Source organism: Bacillus cereus group sp. BceL062 (genome assembly GCF_051780025.1).
GTDB lineage: Bacteria > Bacillota > Bacilli > Bacillales > Bacillaceae_G > Bacillus_A > Bacillus_A toyonensis.
The window spans coordinates 549,658-571,001 of sequence record NZ_JBPWGY010000001.1 but is presented as its reverse complement, the minus strand read 5'-3'; the positions used below and the strand labels follow the sequence as shown (position 1 = coordinate 571,001).

Sequence of the window (21,344 nt, the reverse complement as noted above, 5' to 3'; positions counted from 1 at the left end):
ACATCAACAATTCATCCTTATTAATTGTTCAAGCTTAATATTACATACTAACGAAAAACAACTTCTCATAAAGTGAAACTTTAATCAGTGGGGGTTTTATTCATCCCCCACTGATTATTAGTTAAACCAATCGGGCTTTTATGGGCAGCCCGACCCCCACCTAACTACTTTGCCCTCGCTGAATTTTGAGGTGGGGGTCTTACTACCTGTTAATGCGGGATAAATTCCAACACAAAAAAAGAGCCTATAAATTTTTATAGGCTACTTTTCATTTTATCGTTATTATTTAGCTAATTCTTTCATTCCCTGCATTACATCAACGAAGAATCCCCAGTTGTTCACAACAGAAGAAATACTAATATGCTCATCTGGAGTGTGGACGTTGAATATATCTGGCCCGAATGAAATTGCATCTAATTCAGGCATCTTTTGAACGAATACACTGCATTCAATCCCTGCATGTACAGCGAAGATTTCAACATCTTTGTTGTATTTTTCTTGATGTACTTTTTCAAACAAATTACGAATTTGTGAGTTTGGATTGTATGGCCACTCCGGATATTCTGACTCTAATTCAAATGTTGCTCCAACTAATTCAGCAATATATTTAATTTCATCTGCAATATGTCGTTTTAAACTACTTACAGAACTTCTTACTTCGTTTCGCAATTTAATTTCATCTTGCAGCGTTTCAATAACCCCTAAATTTGTTGAACTTTCTACAAGGCCTTTAATATCCATGCTCATACTTTGAATGCCATTTGGAATTAAGAATAATGATGAAATCAACTGTTTTTGTGTTTCTTTAGCAAATACTTTTTCTACTTTCTCATCTAATTTTGTCAGTGTAACATGAACATCTGGATCAACAGCACGCATTTCTTCTTGTAATACTCGTGTCCATGATTTTAACTTTTCTTCAACTTGCTCTACATCTTCTGGACGTAATAAAATTGTAGCTACACTTTCACGTGGAATTGCATTCGTTTTTAATCCGCCGTGAGCCTCACATATATCAAATTGAATATTTATTGATAAATCACGTAAAACTCGTCCTAGTACTTTGTTCGCATTTCCGCGTTGTTTATCAATTTCCATACCAGAATGTCCGCCCTTAAGTCCACCAACATATAGACGGTATGCGTCCATATGTGCAGGTGCCTCATCCCAAATTACTGCAATTGTTTCAACTGCTTTCGCACCACCTGCGCTACTTACAAGTAATTTATGATCTTCTTCAGAATCAATATTTATAAAGATCTTTCCATCAAAGTGGTTTGCATCAACAGCAAAAGCTCCGCCCATTGTCGTTTCTTCTTCAGTAGTAATTACTACTTCAAGTGCTGGATGCGGAATATCTTTTGAATCTAATAAAGCTAATGCATATGCAACAGCAATACCGTTATCAGCACCTAAAGTTGTTTGATTCGCATATAGCATGTCTCCAATAATTCGTAACTCAATTGGATCTTTTTCAAAATCATGTACTGTTGCTTGATTTTTTTCACAAACCATATCCATGTGACCTTGAATGATAATAGCTGGTACACTCTCATAGCCAGCAGTTGCGTCTTTTTTAATAATGACATTCAATGCTTGATCTTGAATCACTTCTAAGTTACGCTCTTTTGCAAAGCGCACTAAATAATCACTAATTTCCTTTTCATTACCTGATCCTCTAGGAATCTTTGAAATTTCTGCAAAATGATAAAATACAGGGTGCTTTGTTAATTGTTCTAAAGTAGAATACATTTTTCAAGCTCCTCTCAAAATGAAAAAATAGTATGTAAGTCTTTTATCATTATACCATGATTCATTATTTTACCTTTCTTTAAACGTATTAAAAATTTATTATGAACAGTTCAATTTAATCCTTCTGCGCTCTATACCTTATACTCTTACATCATTGTAAGAATGTTGTAATCTATATCGATTTTTCTAATTTAACAATAGTTGTATACTTTTTAAAGAAACAAATTGAAGGAGATAAATAATATGAAAAAGCTTTTTGCTGTTATGACACTATGTTTATTATTTTCAAGCATTACTATTGGATGTGAGAGAGCATCACTAAATAGAATTGGTAAGGATGTATATTACGTACAGATAAAAGGTGAAGGCTCTATTGAAAAAGTAGAAGGCAGAAGCTTACGGAACTATACGTTGCCCGCATATGATGAAGACGGAGAAAAAAAACAAATTACATTTAGAAGTACAAAAAAAGAAAACGACCATAAATTAAATGATAATGCGTTTTTACGTCTTTATGTAGATCAAGATGATATAGATAAAAATGAAATATCATCTATTGAAGTGAAGTCCTATGAAGAAATTCAGAAAGTAGATTTACCCGGAAAAGTAAAAGAAAAATTAAATGTTAACTAACTTGAAACTAACCCGCAAATAACGGAATAAAAAACAAAAGAAAATGCTCTATGCATTTTCTTTTGTTTTTTGTACTCGTATATATTTTGAACTGCTATTATTCATAAGTTTTTCTAACCGATTTATATTTTCCGTTAATGCACCTTTCACAAGAGAGAAATCTGTATTTGATTCTTCTTTTTTTTCTTTAAAAAACGAAGACTTTTGTACATTTATTTCAGCCATCTCTTCTCCCCCTTTTCAAAAAGATACAACCTTCTATTTATATTATATAGCAAATAAAGACACAGTGTACACGAATCATTTTCTTTTTAATTCTTCTTCTAACTTTTCTACTTGCTGCAACGTATCTCCTTTGATTAAAGAGAAATCTGTTGTATCTTCATTTTCTTCTTTAAAAAAATCATTGTCATAATCTTTTATCACTACAATCACCTCTACCTGCTAGTGTAGGAATGATTGTCCTATTTTATTCAACTTTGTCGAATTTTGTTTTGAATTTATGTATAGAAGAAAAGGACAGAAAAACGATTCTGTCCTACTTACTAAAATAACTATGATGTATTGTTAAATTATATACATTTTCAAAATCTCGATCTTGCAGGCTATTCTTCTTCCCATCAATAACGATAAAAACATCATTCATTATTTTTGCTGGTATAATTCCCACGTTTTCTACTTGTACTGCTTTTTGTTCATTCAATTGCTCTATATGCTCTATAGGTATTGTAATACTAAATTGAGAACGAATACCACGAAAGCCCGTATTTAATTCATTCGCTGCTTCAAATACAACAATTTTCGCTCCGATTTTTTCCCCATATGAATCTAAAAATGTGTTTAAGCTTTTTGTATATTCCTCTTCCGTATGCCATTCCATCGTCCCAAATGCTGCTGGATTAATATTTTGGATAATGTTCGTATATATTTCCCCTCTTGCTTTTGAAGCGATTAATGACCGCTTTATGGATTGAACAGTTTTACCGATATCGCTAAATTTCGCTCCCCATATTTCCGAAATGTTAGGTGTTAAAATAAATGAAATATCAACGAAAATGACCATCGCAGTGAACATTAATAAATTTTTCCAGAGGGTTAAATCGATTCCTTTAATCATGAAATAAACTGTGACTGATGTTATGAATAATCCATACCAAGTTTTTCGAATTCGCTGCTTTTTCTCTTCATACAACTCTTCATTTCTCCAATAAAAGAAAACAAGAACTACAAAAACGATTGCTAAAATAAATAAGCCAATTCGAATGTTAGAGATCGTCAATTACATCACCCTCCATTCAAAAACTACTCACGATATCATTACATGCGCAAGCAGCTCTCTTTATGACAAAAGACGTGGACAAGCTTCTAAATTTAGCTACATCGCATATACATTAGAAGGAGGCCACGTCTTTTATCATGAGTCTACATTGTATATGTAGACAAGCATGCATTTCAAATTTTCATGTTAAAAAGAAATATGTTTCGGAATTTCCCCTTCAGGTACTTCTCCATCCATACTTAAATAATAATGGCGAATCGGACGTAAATTTTCGTCTAATTCATAAACGAGCGGAATGCTAGTTGGAATATTTAATGAAACCACACCATCATTTGAAAGGTTGTCTAAGTATTTCACTAGCGATCGAATTGTATTACCATGCGATGAAATAATTACTTTCTCACCACTTTTTAATGATGGTGCAATTTCTGAATGCCAATACTCCAGCACTCTCTTCTCCGTATCCTCTAAACATTCTGTCAATGGAAATTCACCTTTTTTGAGTGTTTTATATCTCGGATCATTCGCTTCATATCTAGGATCTTCTTCAGTAATAGCCGGTGGTCTTACATTGACACTTCTTCTCCAAATATGAACTTGTTCTTCACCGTATTTTTTTGCAGTTTCTTCTTTATTCAATCCTTGTAGCGCTCCATAATGCCTTTCATTTAGTTTCCATGATTTATGTACAGGCACCCAAGTAAGATCCATTTCATGAAGAACAATCCATACAGTCCGGATTGCTCGTTTTAATACAGATGTGTAAGCAACATCGAAAGTATAACCGTTTTCCTTTAATATTGCTCCTGCTTCTCTTGCTTCACTTAATCCATTCTCTGATAGATCTACATCCGTCCATCCAGTAAAACGATTTTCAAGGTTCCATAAACTTTGTCCGTGACGAATTAGTACAAGTTTTATCATTATAATTCCCCTCTCGGAAATGTGAATTTTATTGTTCCATCGCGTACACGTATAAAGTATCTAGTAATGCACCTTTTTATCCATTCACTCTATGATTTATCCATAGTTGCCAAATGCATGGATAAAATTCTTTCTTTTTCAAACTATAAAGAAAGGCCTATTTCTCATTATTTTTGATCAACTGGAATTTCTCTTTTCGCTATCCATGCATCATGACCTGAACGGCTATTCGCCATTTCATTCATAACTTGATGCCAATTCTCTTCACATGATTCACCAAATTTTGAAAAAATAGCACCCATTTGCTTTCTTTGAACATCACTTAGTTTTTTCTCTAAATCTGTCCCTTCTTCTGTTAAGGATAATTGTTTTACTCGACGATCATGAGTAGCTTCATTACTTTCAATTAGTCCCTTTTCCACAAGTTGACGCAGTGGTCCATGAAGAGCTTGTTTACTTATTTCTAATAGCGATAGTAACTCATTTACACTTATCCCTGGAAAACGTGCGATAAAAAATAAAATTCGGTGATGCACTCGTTGTATACCATATTCTTTTATAATTTCATCTGGCTTTTCAGTAAATGTCTTATATGCAAAATAAAATAATGCCAATGCCTCATTCATCTGTTCTTCTTTATGTTGTGTCATCTACTTTCCCCCTGTATGTAAATTATACCACAATCCAGTAATGAATATTTTAATCAACGCACTTGAACTTCTGTAGTCCATTGAAGCATTCGCTACACGAACTAAAATAATTAGGAGATGATTCTCTTGAAAACGCAATATACTGTAAGTACATATTTATTAGATCGATTATACGAATTAGGAATTGAGCATATATTTGGTGTTCCTGGTGATTATAATCTTGCCTTTTTAGATGATGTGATTGCACATAAAAATTTAGAGTGGATTGGCAACTGTAATGAATTAAATGCGGCATATGCAGCAGATGGATATGCTCGCATAAAAGGTGTTGCTGCTCTTATTACCACTTTTGGTGTGGGGGAATTGAGCGCCATAAACGGCATTGCCGGCTCATATGCCGAAAACGTACCAGTTATAAAAATTACCGGTACACCAACAACAACTGTAATGGAAAATGGAGAACTCGTTCATCATACATTAGGTGATGGAAAGTTCGATCACTTTTCCAATATGTATCGAGAAATTACTATAGCACAAACAAATTTAATCCCTGAGCATGCCGCTGAGGAAATTGACCGTGTACTCCGTGCATGTTGGAATGAAAAACGTCCAGTCCATATTATTTTACCGATCGATGTATATAATAAACCAATTAATAAACCTACGGAACCAATCTTAAATCATCCCATAGTAAGTAATAAAGACGCATTAGATAAAATGCTTCTACATGCCATTTCAAAAATAAATAGCGCCAAAAAACCGGTTATATTAGCTGATTTTGAAGTGAATCGTTTTTATGCTGAAGAAGATTTACATCAACTCGTAGAAAAAACTGGCTTCCCTATCGCTTCACTAAGTATGGGCAAGGGTATATTCCCAGAAAAACATCCTCAATTTATAGGAATTTACACTGGCGATGTTAGTCCTCCATACTTGCGAAAAAGAGTTGATGAATCTGACTGTATCATTAGTATCGGTGTGAAATTAACTGATACTATTACCGGTGGCTTTACACAAGGTTTTACGAAAGAACAAGTTATAGAAATCCATCCCTATACTGTGAAAATTATAGATAAAAAATACGGACCGGTTGTAATGAAAGACGTATTACAATATTTAAGTAATTCAATCAAGCATCGTAATGAAGAAACGTTTGAAATTAAGCCATTTATTTCAGAATCATCATCTATTACTAAAGAGTTCAATCCAAAAGCACAAATCGTTACACAACAACGTTTTTGGCAACAATTGTACCACTTCTTACAAGAAAACGACGTCTTAATTGCAGAGCAAGGAACACCATACTTCGGTAGTGCCGCTATCCCTTTACCTAATAACGCTTCATTTGTAGGACAACCGTTATGGGGATCTATCGGATATACACTTCCCGCTCTATTAGGAACACAACTCGCTAATGTAACACGGCGTAACATTTTAATTATTGGTGATGGTTCTTTCCAGTTAACTGTTCAAGAATTATCCACTATGTTACGTCATAATTTAAAACCAATCATATTTTTAATTAATAACAACGGATATACTGTTGAACGAGCGATTCATGGACGAGACCAACCATATAATGACATACAAATGTGGGATTATAATAAACTGCCAAATGTATTCGGATCAGAAGAAAAAAGTCTCACATTTAAAGTAGAAAATGAAATAGAGTTAGCAGAAGTCTTAAATAAAATAAGTTTTAATATGAATCGACTTATCTTTATTGAAGTTGTAATGAGCCAAGGGGATCAGCCTGAATTGTTAGCTAAACTTGGAAAAAGATTCGGCATCCAAAATTCTTAAAAAGAAAAAGCGTCGCTACAAAAATCATAACGGGTTCAGCTACAAGTTGTAAAACTTGTTTTGCCACTCAAAATATACAAGGAAAAGGATGGTAAGTGCCATCCTTTTCCTTGTATATTGAACTTTTACTATTTATAAATCCCTTCTTCGACTAACACCCTGTGTAACAAGCTAAAATTTTTAATCAACCTTTAACTTTATAGCTTTAGTGGCAATAAAGGTTTTAATATGCTTATCTAATATCCTTGTTCCACCAAAATCATCCTCATAAAAACCCGTTATAACAAAACCAGCTTCAACTTGGCCTTGGATTTGGTCTTCTAAAGTATGTGCATATTCTATTGTTTGATTTGAATCGATGTAATCTTGAACTTCATCCTCTGGTAAATAATCCAATGTTGATGAGGGAATTGAATGTTTAACATCAAGAATACCTTTTTGTTCTTGGTTATCATCAAAAATCCATAGTAACGGATTTGTAAATCCAGCAATAAGAATACCTTTATTCTTTAAAACCCTAGAAACTTCATTCCATACAAGATGAACATCTTTTACAAACAAATTAGAGACAGGATTTACGACAATATCAAAATATTCATCCTCAAAATCACTAAGGTCTGACATATCTCCTTGTACGGTTTTTAAAGTTAAACCATCCCGTTTTGCTACCTTTTCATCTTGTTCCAATTGCTTCTTAGATATATCAGTAACTGTTACATCTGCTCCAGCAGCAGCTAGAACTGGTGCTTGTTGTCCGCCACCTGATGCTAAGCAAAGTATCTTTAATCCATCTAATGACTTTGGAAACCACTCTCTAGGAACTGATTTTTCCGTAGTGACTGTAATCTCCCATTCACCTGATTTGCTTTTCTCAATAATCTCGCTACTTACAGGCTGCGTGTATCTAGAACCTTCTTCCACCTTCTTATCCCATGCATTACTGTTTTGTTGTGTAGTATCCATTGCGATTTTTCCTCCTAACTACCTAGTTGCAATTTAATTGTAAGATTATTAACTATTTATACATTCCTTTTTTTATTAACCTACCAGATAGTAAATACTTAGTTGTATATATTTATCTTAACAGATAATCGACCGTAAATATAAAAACATTCTAAATAAACACGAAATTAGACAACTATTCAATTCATTTAAAATAAACGATATTAATTAACAATTCCCCAAAAATGATATACCAACAAAAAAGGCGTTCCAAACCTGTTGACAGTTGGAACGCTTTTTAAAGTTATTTAATTTTTCAAACTCTTAACTGAACATATTATACAAATAAGTGATGCTTCTTTTTTATTCAGCAAGAGTTAACTGCCAAGATACACCATACTTATCATTTAACCAGCCAAACTTTTTACTAAACGGATAAGAACCTAAAGGCATAAGAATTGCTCCATCCTGCGCTAGTTTATGAAAGACCGTTTCAATTTCTTCTTCTGTCTCACAAGTTACATAAAGAGACATAGCTGGAGTGAATGTAAAATTATGATTTACATAACTATCAATACACATGAACTCTTGTCCGTTTAGCGTAAAAGTTGCATGAATTACAGTTCCCTCTTTACCAGGTCCATTTTCATCGTAGCGAGAGATACTTACAATTTTTGATTGATCAAATAGGGATGTGTAAAAATTCATCGCTTCTTCAGCTTTTCCTTCAAACATTAAAAATGTAGTAATTTTTTGATTTGTGTTACTCATATAGAGACAGCCCCTTGTTATGTATTTATGCAAAACATACATCGTTCAACAAAACCGAACGTACATTCTTATAAATGTATTGTCTATAAAAACGGTAAATTTGTCAATTATCTAATTTTCATTTCTTCTTAAACAATGCTGTCCAAAGAAATGATTCCCCAAACATATCATTCGGTTGTTTCATTTGTTTCATCTTCCTAATTTCAATTCCTTCAAACTCTTTAAATATCTCTCTCAATTTTTCTTCAGAATATGCAAGACCACCTTGTAAACTCCAACCTCTATATACGTCCCAATCTGTTATTTCTGATCCATTTCGTTCATCCAAATCACCTGCTGCAAAACATGTTAATCCGAAATAACCACCTGATTTTAAATATCTATCAATTAACTCTATATAATTCATTCTTCTATGTGGTGGAATATGATGAAGGCAACCAGAATCATATATAAAATCAAATTCATTTTGAACCTCTAAATTGAAAATTGAATCACAAATGAAGTGAATTTGTACCCCTTTTGCCAACGCCCTCTCTTTTGCCCACTGAATGCCTTCTGCAGATAAATCCACTGCTGTAACATCAAATCCTTCATTCGCTAAATAAATGGCATTTCTACCTGGACCACATCCAAGTTCTAATACTTTCCCTTTTGAAACTCTCTCTTTTTGTATATACGAAACTAGATTCTCATCTGGAATATTTTCAAAAAACGGAACATCCTTTTCTCTATTGGCATAAAATTCATTCCAAAATGGTTCTGCAGGTCTTAATAATGAATCAAGCATTTTTAAAATGTCTTCTTGTGTGTGTAACGTTTCATTTTTCATTTGCACTCCTCCATATTTTAATAGTCAGAAAATCATTATATAACCTCCTGAACATTCAGACAAATGAAACTCCACATTTTATTCTTTCTTTATTTTTCAATTCACTTTAAATACGGTAAATGAAATTATCAACTTTACTCGCATTGAGCAAATGCATACCAACCTAATCTTAAAATACAAAAAGAGCCACAAATTTTTGTGACTCCTTCTGCATTCATAATTGTATCAGGATTTTTTTATTATATATCGATTTCTCTATTAACAAACAATATATCTCTTCATCCCAATTACCACTTCATATTTTAACGCCCACGTCTTTTCTGACCTTGATTTGTACTACTTTTCTTATTGCTTGGCTTATTAAATGATTGATTATTTTCATTTCTCGAACCATTTCTCGAATCACTTCTTGAGCTATTTCTCGAATCACGTCTTGAACCTTCACGGCTATCTCTTTGACGATTTTGACCTGATTTCTTTGGAGCCGGCTTTGGTACCGGTTTTCCATTTTCATCTACACGTTTTATCTTCGGTTGTTCGATTATTTCTCTTTGTATTGGTGCACCAAGCGTTTTTTCAATTTCTTCTAAATGTTTTTCATCTTTCGCTGCAACGAACGTAATTGCAAGACCTGATCCACCTGCACGCCCTGTTCGGCCAATGCGGTGAATATAACTTTCTACATCTTCAGGGATATCATAGTTAAATACGTGCGTTACACCATCTACATCAAGTCCACGAGCTGCTACATCCGTTGCGATTAAGTACTGAATTTTAGCTTCGCGGAAACTCTTCATAACTCTTTCACGTTTCGCTTGAGGTATATCACCATGAAGTTCAGCACAATTATAACCTAGTCCTTTTAAATTATCATACAACTTACTTGCTCTAACCTTTGTACGACAGAAAATAACTGCTAAAAATGGCTGATCACGATCCATAACAAAACGAAGTGCATCTGGCTTTGCACGATCTGTCGTCTCAATGACACGCTGTTCAATTGTATCTACCGTTACTTCTTCACTTTGTACTTGAATCATTTGCGGCTCATCCATATAACGTTTCGCCAATTTTTTAATATCTTTTGGCATCGTTGCTGAGAATAACATCGTTTGTTTGCTACCAGGTGTCTCATCTAAAATATCTTCAATATCATATAAGAAACCGAAATAAAGCATTTGATCCGCTTCATCTAGTACAATCGTTGAAAGATTACTTAGATCAATTGTTTCACGTCGTATATGATCTAATAATCGTCCTGGTGTTGCTACAACAATATGTGTATTACCTTTTAACTTTCTCAATTGTTGTGCTACATCTTGCCCGCCATAAATCGCTAGTACATTAATATCTTCTCTTTGAACAAGCATTTTTTTAATTTCAGTTGTAATTTGCAATGCTAGTTCCCTTGTTGGTGCAACAATTAAAGCCTGAACATCACTAGACTCTGGATCGATTTTTTCTAAAATCGGTAAGACAAACGCTAATGTTTTACCCGTTCCTGTTTTCGCTTGCCCAATAATATCTTTACCTGACATAATAACAGGAATTGCTTTTTCCTGAATTGGTGTTGCTTCCGTAATTCCATTTTCACGTAATGTATGATTAAAAGTTTCACTAATTCCTAATTCTAAAAAGTTTTTCAAATAGACCACTTCTTTTCCTTATTTTTCACATTAGCTTTCATTGTACCATTTGTTTCGCCAAATATGAAAAATAAAAAAATTCTTACCTTCTTTTTTTATATTCATCATGTACTAGGTGGACAAATTCTTTTTGTTTTGTCTCGGAATTTATTAATGCTTCCATGTTAGTAGTAGACAAAATGAACTTTTTAATTTTTCTATTACTCCAAATTAGTCTTGTATACTTTGTATCTTCGTCTAGCTTTCGAAACCACTCGAATTCACTTAACTTTGCAATATGATGTTTTAATTTCATATCATTTCGAGGATAAAATGTAATTATAGCCATTATTACATCAAGCAATAAACTCATCTTTTCCCCTCCTATACATATATATTTCAATGTTAAGGAAACATAGTTACAAGGTGATAAAATTGACCAATACATTCATAAAGATATTTTGTATATTGTTCTTACTATATTTTCAATCGACCTCAATTATTATGGCGAAATCTCAAACAAATGTGATAAGTGAATTTAAACAAGCTTTACTCCAAAATGATAAAAAATTAATGCGGTCATATGTAACAGAAGGGATTGAACTACCTACATTCCAAAAGGAAAAACCTATTCATGAAATTAAAATAATACCATCTCCAAAAGAGGATACTACAATTCTTATTTCCTATTTCAAAGACACTGATGATGAATTTACTATCGGTTACATTTTAGAAATAATAACAAAAAACAATAAAATATCTCAAATTAATCAAATTTATGATGGAACTAATCCTCTAATGAGAGAAGCTACTATTGTAAAAAAATATGAAATGAAGTGTAAGGAACATATACTTACTCCTACAAAATTCCCGTTCGAAATTCATGAATTTCAAGGGTACATCTATAACGATTACTTAGAACTACGATACTACAATAAAGATAGTAATGGGATTTTTAAAATCACTGTTTCACCAGTTCAACATAAATTAGATCAATATGTACATAAGGGCACTAAATTTTACATTTTAAAACACAATATAAAGGCAGTATATAATCCTCATTTTGATTTAGCATACGAACTTATCTTTCAGAAGGACGGTTTTCAATATAAAATCGCCCTTGGTAACAAACTATACATAAAAAGAAAATACAATGTTACTGATTTAATAAGAATTGCGGAATCTATGAATTAAAAAACCGATCTTTTCAATATAAGAAAAATCGGTTTTTTTATATATTTTATATAATGAGTTTTCCTCCATGATAGCAATAATAACTTGCTGCTTTAAGGTTTTTAATTCTCTTTAAAGATTCTTCCGCTTTTTCTATATCTAAGCAAAAATTTGGATTAGCTATTACTAATTCATTATTATCTTGAACGGCCGCATCCCCTGTAATTACACAGTCTAAGTCCGAAAAATATAATGAAATATGCCCCGAAGTATGTCCTGGCGTCGCTACTATTTGACATTTATCATTCAAAATCATTTGACCATCATATACTTTTTCATCGACAGAAATATGTCTTATATTTTTTAACTGTTGTATAAACCATTCACTAAATTCTTTCTCTTCAATTGGCATATGTTCTAACATTTCTTCAGCTTGAACTAGTCTCTCTGATTTTATTTCACCATTAATGTAGTTGGATTCTATTTCACTAGCAATAACATGAAGTTGAGGATATTTCACTTTGAAATCGTATAAAGACCCTATATGATCATCATCATAATGAGTAATAATTATATTTTTTAAGTTTTTCATCTCATATCCATGTTTTAAAATTTCATTTTCCATTAAAGGTAAAAAATTTTTATAACCTGTATCTACTAAAGTTAATTCATTGTTTAATACAATTAAGCTCGGATAAATCCATTGTTTTCGCCCGTTACATTCAAATTCAATTGGTAATTCTATTATCTTCATTTCCCTTCCCCCATACCGTTTATTAAATGTTTAATAATAACTGCATCATCCACATACATTTTACTATACATATCACGAATTGAAGTATGGGCTTCTTTAGTTTCTGTACAAAATTCAAACTTGGTCTCACTTCCCATCAACAGATTTCCGACAAGCTTCTCGATTAAATCCGTCTGGGTATCTTATTGCTAATTTAGATATATTCATTTGAGCGATGTCATCTAACGTATATTCCACCTCATGAGCCGTGATAGAGATTATAGTACATAATGTCACCCAATTCTAAAGCTAACCTATAAGTATTGCCGTTCTCTTCTCCTAAACAATGAACCGGATCAAATCCATGCCCATGGAAAATAGCCTTTCTTACAATATCAGCAACCTCACCATTTTTGACTACATAAATTTTATTATCCATACTATGTAATGAAACACTGTAGGTCGTTGCATCATAAACATTATATTATTTTGAACAGGTAATTTCCTATTCTTATGGAATTATAAATTAAGAAACAAAAATAAAATGGATTATTCCCTCACTTCTTTGTCCATCCTTTTAAAAAATATATGTTTTTGTAAAAGGAGTGTTTATATGGAGAAACAGACGCTTTGGAAAAAATTCAAAAAAAGCTCCGCAAACCTTGGAAAATCCAGCGTATATGAAAGTATTATTTTATTTTACACAATGAAAAAGAAAACGTTACCTACTAAAGCAAAACTCATAATATTAGCTGCTTTATCCTATTACGTATTAACAATCGATTTCATTCCAGATATAGCTGCTATTATCGGGATTGGCTTATTAGATGATGTTTTAGCAATTGCTGTAGCGCATAAATACGTTATGAGGCATGCAGACGCTGAAATTCGTGAAAAGAGTAAAATTAAAATGGAGTCCTTGTTTACTTCAGCACACATTTAACGAAGAAAGATAGGCTCTCACTTGTCTTTGTTCACTACTTATCCATCTTCTATAGCTTTTAATCCAATGATTTGAACAGTGTTAAAACAGAAAAAAGAACTAAAATAATCTTTAGTTCTTTTTTTATCAAATCAATTTATTTTTGAACAATCTTTAAAAAGAGCCTATTTTAGTGTACAAACTAATACAGGCTCTTTTCTAATTCAAATTTGCAAAATCCGCATCATTTTACGCTATACTTTGTTACTTCAACAACATTTCTCTTTCATCGCTTTCATCATAGACATAGTTGTCTTCATCATTTCATCACATTCATTCATTTTTACCATCATTGCCTTATCCATTTCTACATCCATTTGCATCATGTTATTCATCATCATTTTCATACACTTCATTTCACACATCATTTTTTCCATAGACATCATCATGTTTGTTGTTTCTACCATCATAGTTTTTTCCATATTAACATCCCCCTAGAATTTTTATGCTACAAGTATAAAAATTCCTTTTTGTTTTTCTAAAACCTTCTTAGTTTACCTCATACAAATATTTATCAATATATTTCCCTCTCTATTGATTATTGATTCGCTTTATTTATTGTCACACTTAAAACGTACATATAATAAAAAGCATCTTATTTTAGATGCTTTTTATTATATGATTGACACTATGAGCCCATTTATTTCGTGAACATAGGTTAAATCTATTATTTTTCATAAAATTCATAAATCCGACTATAACGTATTATAGTTTTATTCATATACTGTAGTAGATTACTAGAAAGGAGGCGTATATATGGAAAGTTGTATTGTGTTCGTAAACGGCCAACCTTTTTTAGTACTCACAGTTGCTGGCATCGAAATTGCTAGATTGGAAATTACTCTTCAAGTAGCACTAGCTTTGAGAGTTCTCGGTATTCCAATCTGTGAGTAGTCCATTTAAGTAAGTTTAAAAGAGGGCTTTCGCTCTCTTTTAAACTGTTGTCAATACATGTACTTCTATTCGCTTAGCAAGTGTAAATTATAACTTTATAAAATTTATAAATAATTATTTACGCTAAAAGGACTTTCTGTAACACACACCTGCAAACAATTCAACATCCTCTTCCTATCACGTTCTTTATAATGATTTAAACATGCAATTTGGATCCAATTATTTTTTTGCAAATAAGATGACTCATAATGAACAATGTATCCTTGCAATGCTAATGCATCGCCTACTGCTTTAGAAGAATACCCTTCATTTAACTGAATGGTGAGTATAATTTGCGCGGTGTGCTCTTTAGGTGAAACAAGCTTTAACCCCATATTAGTAATAGCTTGTTCCATATAAGCATATGTCTCATTTATTTTTACAAACGCCGTTTCATCTTCAAATCTCTTCAATGCTTCTTGCAGTGCGTAAATTAAATTCCATGAATGAGAATATGGAATACTATCATTCATTTCATACATACCAATGTCCATATACGCGGGTATTGCTTCGTTTTTCTCTATATTTTGATTATGAAAAACGAAAGATAATCCCGTAAATGATTTAATCGCTTTCCCGCTAACGCCACTTGCAAAATATACATCCTTCAAATCTATCGGTATTGCTCCAATTGAACTAATACAATCTACACATAGTTTCATATGATACTTTTTACAAAGGGCATTTAGCTCGTCCAAATTATTTAACATTCCAGTTGATGTTTCATGATGAACAAACCAAAGCCATTCATAATTTCCACTTACAATTATTTTTTCTAATTCGATTTGTTTAAACGGCTCTCCCATTTGTTTTTTATACGTATCAAAATTTAAATGTGCTCGTTTTGCCTGCTCAATTAATCTATTACCAAACTCTCCATTCGCTAAAACTAGCCCTTTACCTTTTAAAGAACGTATCTGTAAAGCAACCGCATCATTCGCTAACGTTCCTGTTCCTAACATAATTTGTACATGTTTTGCTTTTGTCATTTGAAGCAATCGTTTCTTTACATTGTCCATCGTCACTTGAAATGACTTAGAACGATGCGAAATAGGCTTAGTAGAAAATGCCTTTTGAACATTCTCTTCCATGTCTACTGGACCAGGTAAAAACGTAAATTCTTTCGTCATAATACCTCCAACACTCGATTCTTCGAACATAGTAGGTGTAACATACATCGGCTGAAAAGCTGCTTCTTCTGTTCCAACTAACGTATGGAAAGATTTGAACCCCATTTGCTCATATAAAGGAAGCTCACGTGTTGTAGCTGAAATGAGTGCCAATTCATATCCATTTAGAAGCAAATAACGATGTAAAAAGCGAATTAATCCTAACAACGCTCTACCATTTCTATATTCACGTTCTACTGAAAGCAAACGAATTTCATATACGTTTTCACCATGTTTGTTTAAATATACATCTAAATTTGAGATTTTATTATGTAATGAGAATGGGCGTTTTCCTCTTACCGCGACCATACCTACTAACTTCACACCGTCTAAACAAATTAAATATGTATTTTCTTCATGAAATCGATCTATACGAAAACGTTCCTCCGTTTCTTCATGTTGCGGAATTTCTTCTACAAATGTTTTATAGTTCAAATTATGTATACTTTCAAATTCCCAAGCTTGATCAGCAATTTTATAAATTATCCCCATGTCCTATCCCCTTTCTCTCTACTTATTGCTCGTTGTTTAATTCATAAAAATTATAAGTGGAGATACCCCCACTTATAAAGTGAAACTTTAATCAGTGGGGGTTTTGTTCATCCCCCACTGATTATTAGCCTTCACCAATCGGGCTTTTACGGGCAGCCCGCCCCCCACCTAACTTCTTTGCTTCCGCTGAATTTTGAGGTGGGGGTCTTACTGCCCGGCAAATAGCGGGATAAAAGGTCCACTTTATTCTCGATTTACATATAAAATAAGAACAATAATAAGTACACTTAATATAGTCGTACCAATAGAGTAAGAATAAAAAACCATACAAATTGGTAAACAAGCGATTGTAATTAACCCTGGCTTTGTAAATCCTTTAAATATTAAATAAAAAACAATAAAAATACCTATGAGAGTAAGCGCTATCAAATAATCAAATGCGATGAGTCCTCCGATAAATGTTGAAATGCCCTTTCCGCCCTTACCTTTAAACAACATTGGGTAAATATGTCCAATAATAACGACCAATAATGTTAACATTACGAATGTAGCATCTTCAAAAAGATATTTTGCTATACAAACTACAATTGCACCTTTAATGGCATCACCTAAAAATGTAGCGACGAAATACCATTTTCCATATACGCGCCCCATATTTCTTGCGCCAGGATTTCCGCTTCCTTCATCCCTAATATCAACATTATGTCTCAACTTTGTTACTATATAAGCGGTCAAGATGTTACCAAATAAATAAGAAGCCACCAAATACAAAAACTGCATACTATTAATCATGTAATCATTCACTTTCTACATGGGAATACATATACACTATTCAATTACTACGTATATTGTACATTTTTTAATCTACATCCCTTTGTACATTTTAACATCATATTTTTACAAATCATACAAAATTTCTCATTTATCTATTTACACTTTAAAATATAAATCCTTCATTAAATAGTATGTTCCTTTCACTGCCATTTCTGATTGTGATACAAATGTAAGTTCTTCAATCCTTTCCTCACAGCACTTCTTAAATACATCATATATTTCAGGAACTAAACGTAATATGCTACCACTTACTGCAATTGGAGTTGAAAACTTACATTGCATCTTATTATAAACATCTACTGTAATTCTCGCTAATTCCTTACCAGCTTGCATCATAATTTCATGTGCACCCTCATTCCCATTTCTCGCTTCCTGAATAACTAATGGTGCGATTGCTGCAACTTTATCTTTTGAAGAAGTATATACTAGGCTTTTTATATGAGACGGTGTCAAAAGTTGAAACTGCCTTTGAATATTCAAGCTTAATGGACAAAGGCTAACTCCTTGATCGAATTGTAATGCCATTTTCTTTAAAGCTTGTAATGCAATCCAATATCCGCTTCCTTCATCCCCTAAAATATGTCCCCATCCACCGCTATACTCGTATACTGTCCCTTTCTTTCCTAGGCAAATCGCACCTGTACCGCCAATTGTTAAAATTCCTTCCTTCCCTTTTAAAGCAGCTGCATGTGCAATCATTGCGTCATTAAAAACTGCAATTTGTGTTCCGTACTTCTTTTTTAGACGTATTGTTAATTCATTTGTATTTGCTCCACTTATACCTGCTAATCCTAAACAAATACAAACGCAATGCTCATTTATTAAACGTTCCCAACATTGATTAATCGCATCTATAATATGTGTGAGTGCATTCTCATAATTTATTACTATATTTCCAAATCCACTCGTACCTCTCGTAAGCTCATTACCGTCTTGATCAAAAGCAATTGCTTCTGTCTTCGTCCCCCCACCATCTACTCCAATCATATACTTCATTTACTTGCCCCACTTTCATCTTCTAGTCGTAGGGAAAGTTATATTCCCTAAAACAACCGGTTCCTTAGCACCTGTAGCACTCGGCACATTACTCTGATTACGATGGTACGTTTCGTTTGCTAAAACTGCAAATGCGATTGCTTCTTTCGCCGCTGAAGAATACCCAATATCTTCTTGAATACATATTCTGCATCTTTCTTCTCTTAATATATTCTGTATCATTTCGACAAGTGTGTCATTATAGCTTCCGCCTCCACCTAGAACTACCTCATCAATTTCATACAACGGAAAAATAAACTCCTTATAATGATGCACAATTGAACTTGCTGTAAACATCGTGACAGTTGTCAATATACTTTCTTTACTATACTTTTCAAATCGCTTTAATAATTCACTCACAAACTCTTTTCCAAATTGTTCTCTACCTGTTGATTTTGGTGGTTTCATTTTCAAGAATGGATGGTTCATACAGTATGTTAATATTTCATCTACAACTACTCCCTGTTTTGCAATTTCACCATTTTGATCATATGGTAAATGGAATAACCTTTTACACACTTCATCGATTACCATATTTCCTGGACCAGTATCAAAAGCAATAACACTTTTATTACTTCGTTTACTTGGAATAACTGTAACATTACCAATCCCGCCAATATTTTGCAGTAGCCTATTTTTAGTTTGATGCTGGTATAAAATAATCTCTGAATATGGTACAAGTGGTGCACCTTGTCCTCCTGCTGCCATATCCATCGTTCGAAAATTAGAGATTACTGTTGTTCCCGTTTCATATGCTATAACTGCTGGTTCTCCAATTTGCAAGGTCGAAGAAATAAAATTGCCTTCTTGCTTTGGCTGATGATAAATCGTTTGTCCGTGAGAACCTATTAAATCTAATCGTTCCAATGACAAATTAGCCTTTTTGCAAACTTCCTTTACAGCATTGGCGAAACATAAACCAAGCTTAAAGTTCAAACTGCATATCAATTGAACATTAGATGTATCAATTGATAAAGCCTGCTGTATCTCATTTTTTATATCCTTACAAAATGGAACAGTAGTAAAATGAATGAGTTCGACTTTAGAATCTACACCGTTTCCTTCTATATAAACGAGCGCTACATCTATTCCGTCTAACGATGTACCGGACATTATCCCTGCAATATACATAAAATGCATGCCCCCTACTCACTAAAAAACAATTATGTAAGTAAACAACGTACAACCTACAGAAAACAATATAAATCTAATAAACAAATGGACTTTCGATACAAATGTGCCATCAATGAAAGAAACAACGATCGTAAGCAAAACACTTGCCGCAATACTTGTAACGAGCCATATACTATGCATTTGTGATAGATTTAGCATTCTTAATAATGGTACTAAGAGTAAATTTGCACATATTACTCCAAACAATAATATAAATACACCTTTATAACTAAATTTTATATTCATTCCTTTACACCTTCTCTCAGTTTAATATGAAAGAAGTGATAGACAAAAAGTCTATCACTCAAAATAACCGTATAAAGCTTAAGGACTAACAGATTCCCCGTCACCATCCTTTTCAATTTCAATCATATTTTTGTCATACATTTTAAAGAATGGTAGGTAAATAAGAAATGATATTGCTATATTTATAAAAACTAACACCACTGCACGCCAATCCCCACCTGTGGCTAAATACGCGCCAATTGGAGCTGGTAATGTCCACGGCGGCATAATATGTGTTGGCGTTACAAATCCCATCGCAGTTGCTGAATATGCAACAGTTGCTGTTACGAGTGGTGTAATGATAAACGGGATAATTAAAATTGGATTTAGTACAATCGGTAATCCGAAAATAACAGGTTCATTAATATTAAAAATACCAGGAACAATACAAGTTCTTGATAATGCTTTCGAATATTTTGATCGACCAAATACAATCATAGCTAATACAAGCCCTAACGTCGCACCAGAACCGCCAATCCATATAAACCATTGATATAACGGCTCTGGTGATATGAATGGCAACTGATCTGCTCCACTAGCAACTGCTTCACCATTTTTCCCTAAGTAAACTTCCCATAATGGCCGAGCAACAGTTCCAACAACCGACACACCATGGATTCCGAATGACCAAAAAAATGTAATTAAAAACACTGGAATGATTACACCGAAGTAACTATCACCAGCTTTTACTAATGGTGCTGCTAATTTATCAACAACATGGTGTAAATCAATGCTAAAAACGACAGTTACTAGACTCATTATAATAATAACGAATGCAGCAGGTATAAGTGCTTCAAATGAACGTGATACAGATGGTGGTACTTGTTCTGGCATTTTAATCATTACATTTTTCGTCTTACAAAACCTTAAAATCTCTACGGATAAAATAGAAACAATCATCGTCACAAATAATCCATGACCTCCGAGATTTGTCATCGGAAGCATAAATCCTTTTTTATCAATTAATTCAGGAGTTAACGTTAATAGCAGTGAACATACCGCAAGCTGTGCTCCTGATAAAGCATCTAGCTTATAACTTTTTGCTAAATTATATCCTATTCCAAATGCTATATATAAAGACATAATAAACATCGTTAACCGATATGGTATTAATATACTTGTTTGATTTTTCAATGCCCATACTGATATGAAACTATCTTTCGGTAGTGGTGGAAATGCTACTATTAAAAAGAAACTCCCTACGATAATAAATGGTAACGCCGAAATAACTCCATCACGGATTGCTTGTAAATGCCTCTGTTCAGAAAGCCTTGCCATCGGTCCAGATAAGTTTTTATCAAGAAACGTGACAAACTTATTCATAACG

General features: G+C 33.2%; 25 protein-coding genes and 1 pseudogene. 5 read left to right on the top strand and 21 right to left on the bottom strand.

What is annotated here, in order from left to right:
• Positions 1 to 282 precede the first annotated feature (282 nt).
• Complete coding sequence (pepD, locus tag ACS2MN_RS02805) at positions 283 to 1,752, bottom strand: beta-Ala-His dipeptidase (protein ID WP_346994195.1); 1,470 nt, start codon at positions 1,750 to 1,752, stop codon at positions 283 to 285.
• Between the two features lie 243 nt (positions 1,753 to 1,995).
• Between pepD and ACS2MN_RS02800 the strand changes: the two genes are divergently transcribed.
• Complete coding sequence (locus ACS2MN_RS02800) at positions 1,996 to 2,385, top strand: YxeA family protein (RefSeq protein ID WP_097860662.1); 390 nt, start codon at positions 1,996 to 1,998, stop codon at positions 2,383 to 2,385.
• Positions 2,386 to 2,433: 48 nt separating this feature from the next.
• Here the strand turns inward: ACS2MN_RS02800 and spoIISB are convergent, their stop codons facing one another.
• From spoIISB to ACS2MN_RS02775, 5 genes are all read right to left on the bottom strand, one after another.
• Positions 2,434 to 2,610 (bottom strand): stage II sporulation protein SB, encoded by a 177-nt coding sequence (gene spoIISB / locus ACS2MN_RS02795; RefSeq protein WP_000808012.1) that lies wholly within the window; start codon positions 2,608 to 2,610, stop codon positions 2,434 to 2,436.
• 75 nt (positions 2,611 to 2,685) lie between these two features.
• Entirely contained in the window at positions 2,686 to 2,811 is a 126-nt protein-coding gene (locus ACS2MN_RS02790) for a hypothetical protein (protein WP_000588713.1), read from the bottom strand.
• 112 nt (positions 2,812 to 2,923) lie between these two features.
• Complete coding sequence (locus tag ACS2MN_RS02785; protein WP_000155917.1) at positions 2,924 to 3,664, bottom strand: type II toxin-antitoxin system SpoIISA family toxin; 741 nt, start codon at positions 3,662 to 3,664, stop codon at positions 2,924 to 2,926.
• Positions 3,665 to 3,850: 186 nt separating this feature from the next.
• A complete protein-coding gene (gene gpmA / locus ACS2MN_RS02780; RefSeq protein ID WP_000594132.1) occupies positions 3,851 to 4,588 on the bottom strand; it encodes a 2,3-diphosphoglycerate-dependent phosphoglycerate mutase in 738 nt (245 codons plus the stop codon).
• Positions 4,589 to 4,755: 167 nt separating this feature from the next.
• Entirely contained in the window at positions 4,756 to 5,238 is a 483-nt protein-coding gene (locus ACS2MN_RS02775) for a MarR family winged helix-turn-helix transcriptional regulator (protein WP_000191892.1), read from the bottom strand.
• A 126-nt stretch (positions 5,239 to 5,364) separates the two neighbouring features.
• Here ACS2MN_RS02775 and ACS2MN_RS02770 point away from each other — a divergent pair, with 126 nt between their 5' ends.
• Positions 5,365 to 7,041: an alpha-keto acid decarboxylase family protein gene (locus ACS2MN_RS02770; RefSeq protein WP_346994196.1), complete on the top strand. Its 1,677-nt coding sequence runs from the start codon at positions 5,365 to 5,367 to the stop codon at positions 7,039 to 7,041.
• A gap of 180 nt (positions 7,042 to 7,221) precedes the next feature.
• On the opposite strand, the gene ACS2MN_RS02765 is transcribed toward ACS2MN_RS02770, so the two are convergent.
• From ACS2MN_RS02765 to ACS2MN_RS02745, 5 genes are all read right to left on the bottom strand, one after another.
• On the bottom strand, positions 7,222 to 8,004 hold the full coding sequence (locus ACS2MN_RS02765; protein WP_098138896.1) for a class I SAM-dependent methyltransferase: 783 nt from the start codon (positions 8,002 to 8,004) through the stop codon (positions 7,222 to 7,224).
• A gap of 342 nt (positions 8,005 to 8,346) precedes the next feature.
• Complete coding sequence (locus ACS2MN_RS02760; RefSeq protein ID WP_346994197.1) at positions 8,347 to 8,754, bottom strand: VOC family protein; 408 nt, start codon at positions 8,752 to 8,754, stop codon at positions 8,347 to 8,349.
• 118 nt (positions 8,755 to 8,872) lie between these two features.
• Complete coding sequence (locus ACS2MN_RS02755) at positions 8,873 to 9,583, bottom strand: class I SAM-dependent methyltransferase (RefSeq protein ID WP_346994198.1); 711 nt, start codon at positions 9,581 to 9,583, stop codon at positions 8,873 to 8,875.
• Positions 9,584 to 9,885: 302 nt separating this feature from the next.
• On the bottom strand, positions 9,886 to 11,238 hold the full coding sequence (locus ACS2MN_RS02750) for a DEAD/DEAH box helicase (protein ID WP_002038674.1): 1,353 nt from the start codon (positions 11,236 to 11,238) through the stop codon (positions 9,886 to 9,888).
• 73 nt (positions 11,239 to 11,311) lie between these two features.
• Positions 11,312 to 11,581, bottom strand: a complete 270-nt coding sequence (locus ACS2MN_RS02745; protein WP_016108402.1) for a hypothetical protein — start codon at positions 11,579 to 11,581, stop codon at positions 11,312 to 11,314.
• Positions 11,582 to 11,610: 29 nt separating this feature from the next.
• On the opposite strand from ACS2MN_RS02745, the gene ACS2MN_RS02740 reads away from it, so the two are divergent.
• Entirely contained in the window at positions 11,611 to 12,402 is a 792-nt protein-coding gene (locus ACS2MN_RS02740; RefSeq protein WP_080595581.1) for a hypothetical protein, read from the top strand.
• A 46-nt stretch (positions 12,403 to 12,448) separates the two neighbouring features.
• Here the strand turns inward: ACS2MN_RS02740 and ACS2MN_RS02735 are convergent, their stop codons facing one another.
• The 3 genes and pseudogenes from ACS2MN_RS02735 to ACS2MN_RS02725 form a co-directional block, all read right to left on the bottom strand.
• Positions 12,449 to 13,135: an MBL fold metallo-hydrolase gene (locus tag ACS2MN_RS02735; RefSeq protein WP_346994200.1), complete on the bottom strand. Its 687-nt coding sequence runs from the start codon at positions 13,133 to 13,135 to the stop codon at positions 12,449 to 12,451.
• Positions 13,132 to 13,272: a hypothetical protein gene (locus ACS2MN_RS02730; RefSeq protein WP_000534382.1), complete on the bottom strand. Its 141-nt coding sequence runs from the start codon at positions 13,270 to 13,272 to the stop codon at positions 13,132 to 13,134. Before ACS2MN_RS02730 ends, ACS2MN_RS02735 begins: the two co-directional genes overlap by 4 nt.
• A pseudogene (locus ACS2MN_RS02725) lies at positions 13,262 to 13,523 on the bottom strand (hypothetical protein); the annotation flags it as partial. The pseudogene ACS2MN_RS02725 and the gene ACS2MN_RS02730, both read right to left, overlap by 11 nt.
• Before the next feature lie 204 nt (positions 13,524 to 13,727).
• Between ACS2MN_RS02725 and ACS2MN_RS02720 the strand changes: the two are divergent.
• Entirely contained in the window at positions 13,728 to 14,057 is a 330-nt protein-coding gene (locus ACS2MN_RS02720; protein WP_000415068.1) for a YkvA family protein, read from the top strand.
• 248 nt (positions 14,058 to 14,305) lie between these two features.
• Here ACS2MN_RS02720 and ACS2MN_RS02715 read toward each other — a convergent pair whose 3' ends face one another.
• The gene (locus ACS2MN_RS02715) at positions 14,306 to 14,518 is read right to left on the bottom strand and encodes a hypothetical protein (protein ID WP_000416118.1); all 213 of its coding nucleotides are present in this window, start codon (positions 14,516 to 14,518) and stop codon (positions 14,306 to 14,308) included.
• A gap of 334 nt (positions 14,519 to 14,852) precedes the next feature.
• On the opposite strand from ACS2MN_RS02715, the gene ACS2MN_RS02710 reads away from it, so the two are divergent.
• Positions 14,853 to 14,990, top strand: a complete 138-nt coding sequence (locus ACS2MN_RS02710) for a DUF3956 domain-containing protein (RefSeq protein WP_000443202.1) — start codon at positions 14,853 to 14,855, stop codon at positions 14,988 to 14,990.
• A gap of 104 nt (positions 14,991 to 15,094) precedes the next feature.
• Here the strand turns inward: ACS2MN_RS02710 and ACS2MN_RS02705 are convergent, their stop codons facing one another.
• From ACS2MN_RS02705 to ACS2MN_RS02680, 6 genes are all read right to left on the bottom strand, one after another.
• Positions 15,095 to 16,690, bottom strand: a complete 1,596-nt coding sequence (locus ACS2MN_RS02705) for an aminotransferase class V-fold PLP-dependent enzyme (RefSeq protein WP_098954355.1) — start codon at positions 16,688 to 16,690, stop codon at positions 15,095 to 15,097.
• A 243-nt stretch (positions 16,691 to 16,933) separates the two neighbouring features.
• On the bottom strand, positions 16,934 to 17,482 hold the full coding sequence (gene plsY / locus ACS2MN_RS02700; protein WP_000610843.1) for a glycerol-3-phosphate 1-O-acyltransferase PlsY: 549 nt from the start codon (positions 17,480 to 17,482) through the stop codon (positions 16,934 to 16,936).
• Between the two features lie 138 nt (positions 17,483 to 17,620).
• Entirely contained in the window at positions 17,621 to 18,520 is a 900-nt protein-coding gene (locus tag ACS2MN_RS02695; protein ID WP_346994201.1) for a BadF/BadG/BcrA/BcrD ATPase family protein, read from the bottom strand.
• 15 nt (positions 18,521 to 18,535) lie between these two features.
• The gene (gene anmK / locus ACS2MN_RS02690) at positions 18,536 to 19,690 is read right to left on the bottom strand and encodes an anhydro-N-acetylmuramic acid kinase AnmK (protein WP_346994202.1); all 1,155 of its coding nucleotides are present in this window, start codon (positions 19,688 to 19,690) and stop codon (positions 18,536 to 18,538) included.
• Positions 19,691 to 19,711: 21 nt separating this feature from the next.
• Positions 19,712 to 19,978, bottom strand: a complete 267-nt coding sequence (locus tag ACS2MN_RS02685) for a hypothetical protein (protein ID WP_346994203.1) — start codon at positions 19,976 to 19,978, stop codon at positions 19,712 to 19,714.
• 78 nt (positions 19,979 to 20,056) lie between these two features.
• Positions 20,057 to 21,340: a PTS sugar transporter subunit IIC gene (locus tag ACS2MN_RS02680; protein ID WP_346994204.1), complete on the bottom strand. Its 1,284-nt coding sequence runs from the start codon at positions 21,338 to 21,340 to the stop codon at positions 20,057 to 20,059.
• Positions 21,341 to 21,344: the final 4 nt, after the last annotated feature.

What these genes read in the sequence shown, in the direction of transcription:
- pepD (WP_346994195.1), bottom strand. Translation starts at nt 1,752, where the DNA reads ATGTATTCTACTTTAGAACAATTAACAAAGCACCCTGTATTTTATCAT.
- ACS2MN_RS02800 (WP_097860662.1), top strand. Translation starts at nt 1,996, where the DNA reads ATGAAAAAGCTTTTTGCTGTTATGACACTATGTTTATTATTTTCAAGC.
- spoIISB (WP_000808012.1), bottom strand. Translation starts at nt 2,610, where the DNA reads ATGGCTGAAATAAATGTACAAAAGTCTTCGTTTTTTAAAGAAAAAAAA.
- gpmA (WP_000594132.1), bottom strand. Translation starts at nt 4,588, where the DNA reads ATGATAAAACTTGTACTAATTCGTCACGGACAAAGTTTATGGAACCTT.
- ACS2MN_RS02775 (WP_000191892.1), bottom strand. Translation starts at nt 5,238, where the DNA reads ATGACACAACATAAAGAAGAACAGATGAATGAGGCATTGGCATTATTT.
- ACS2MN_RS02765 (WP_098138896.1), bottom strand. Translation starts at nt 8,004, where the DNA reads ATGGATACTACACAACAAAACAGTAATGCATGGGATAAGAAGGTGGAA.
- ACS2MN_RS02760 (WP_346994197.1), bottom strand. Translation starts at nt 8,754, where the DNA reads ATGAGTAACACAAATCAAAAAATTACTACATTTTTAATGTTTGAAGGA.
- ACS2MN_RS02755 (WP_346994198.1), bottom strand. Translation starts at nt 9,583, where the DNA reads ATGAAAAATGAAACGTTACACACACAAGAAGACATTTTAAAAATGCTT.
- ACS2MN_RS02745 (WP_016108402.1), bottom strand. Translation starts at nt 11,581, where the DNA reads ATGAGTTTATTGCTTGATGTAATAATGGCTATAATTACATTTTATCCT.
- ACS2MN_RS02740 (WP_080595581.1), top strand. Translation starts at nt 11,611, where the DNA reads ATGTTAAGGAAACATAGTTACAAGGTGATAAAATTGACCAATACATTC.
- ACS2MN_RS02735 (WP_346994200.1), bottom strand. Translation starts at nt 13,135, where the DNA reads ATGAAGATAATAGAATTACCAATTGAATTTGAATGTAACGGGCGAAAA.
- ACS2MN_RS02730 (WP_000534382.1), bottom strand. Translation starts at nt 13,272, where the DNA reads ATGGGAAGTGAGACCAAGTTTGAATTTTGTACAGAAACTAAAGAAGCC.
- ACS2MN_RS02720 (WP_000415068.1), top strand. Translation starts at nt 13,728, where the DNA reads ATGGAGAAACAGACGCTTTGGAAAAAATTCAAAAAAAGCTCCGCAAAC.
- ACS2MN_RS02715 (WP_000416118.1), bottom strand. Translation starts at nt 14,518, where the DNA reads ATGGAAAAAACTATGATGGTAGAAACAACAAACATGATGATGTCTATG.
- ACS2MN_RS02710 (WP_000443202.1), top strand. Translation starts at nt 14,853, where the DNA reads ATGGAAAGTTGTATTGTGTTCGTAAACGGCCAACCTTTTTTAGTACTC.
- ACS2MN_RS02705 (WP_098954355.1), bottom strand. Translation starts at nt 16,690, where the DNA reads ATGGGGATAATTTATAAAATTGCTGATCAAGCTTGGGAATTTGAAAGT.
- plsY (WP_000610843.1), bottom strand. Translation starts at nt 17,482, where the DNA reads ATGATTAATAGTATGCAGTTTTTGTATTTGGTGGCTTCTTATTTATTT.
- ACS2MN_RS02695 (WP_346994201.1), bottom strand. Translation starts at nt 18,520, where the DNA reads ATGAAGTATATGATTGGAGTAGATGGTGGGGGGACGAAGACAGAAGCA.
- anmK (WP_346994202.1), bottom strand. Translation starts at nt 19,690, where the DNA reads ATGTATATTGCAGGGATAATGTCCGGTACATCGTTAGACGGAATAGAT.
- ACS2MN_RS02685 (WP_346994203.1), bottom strand. Translation starts at nt 19,978, where the DNA reads ATGAATATAAAATTTAGTTATAAAGGTGTATTTATATTATTGTTTGGA.
- ACS2MN_RS02680 (WP_346994204.1), bottom strand. Translation starts at nt 21,340, where the DNA reads ATGAATAAGTTTGTCACGTTTCTTGATAAAAACTTATCTGGACCGATG.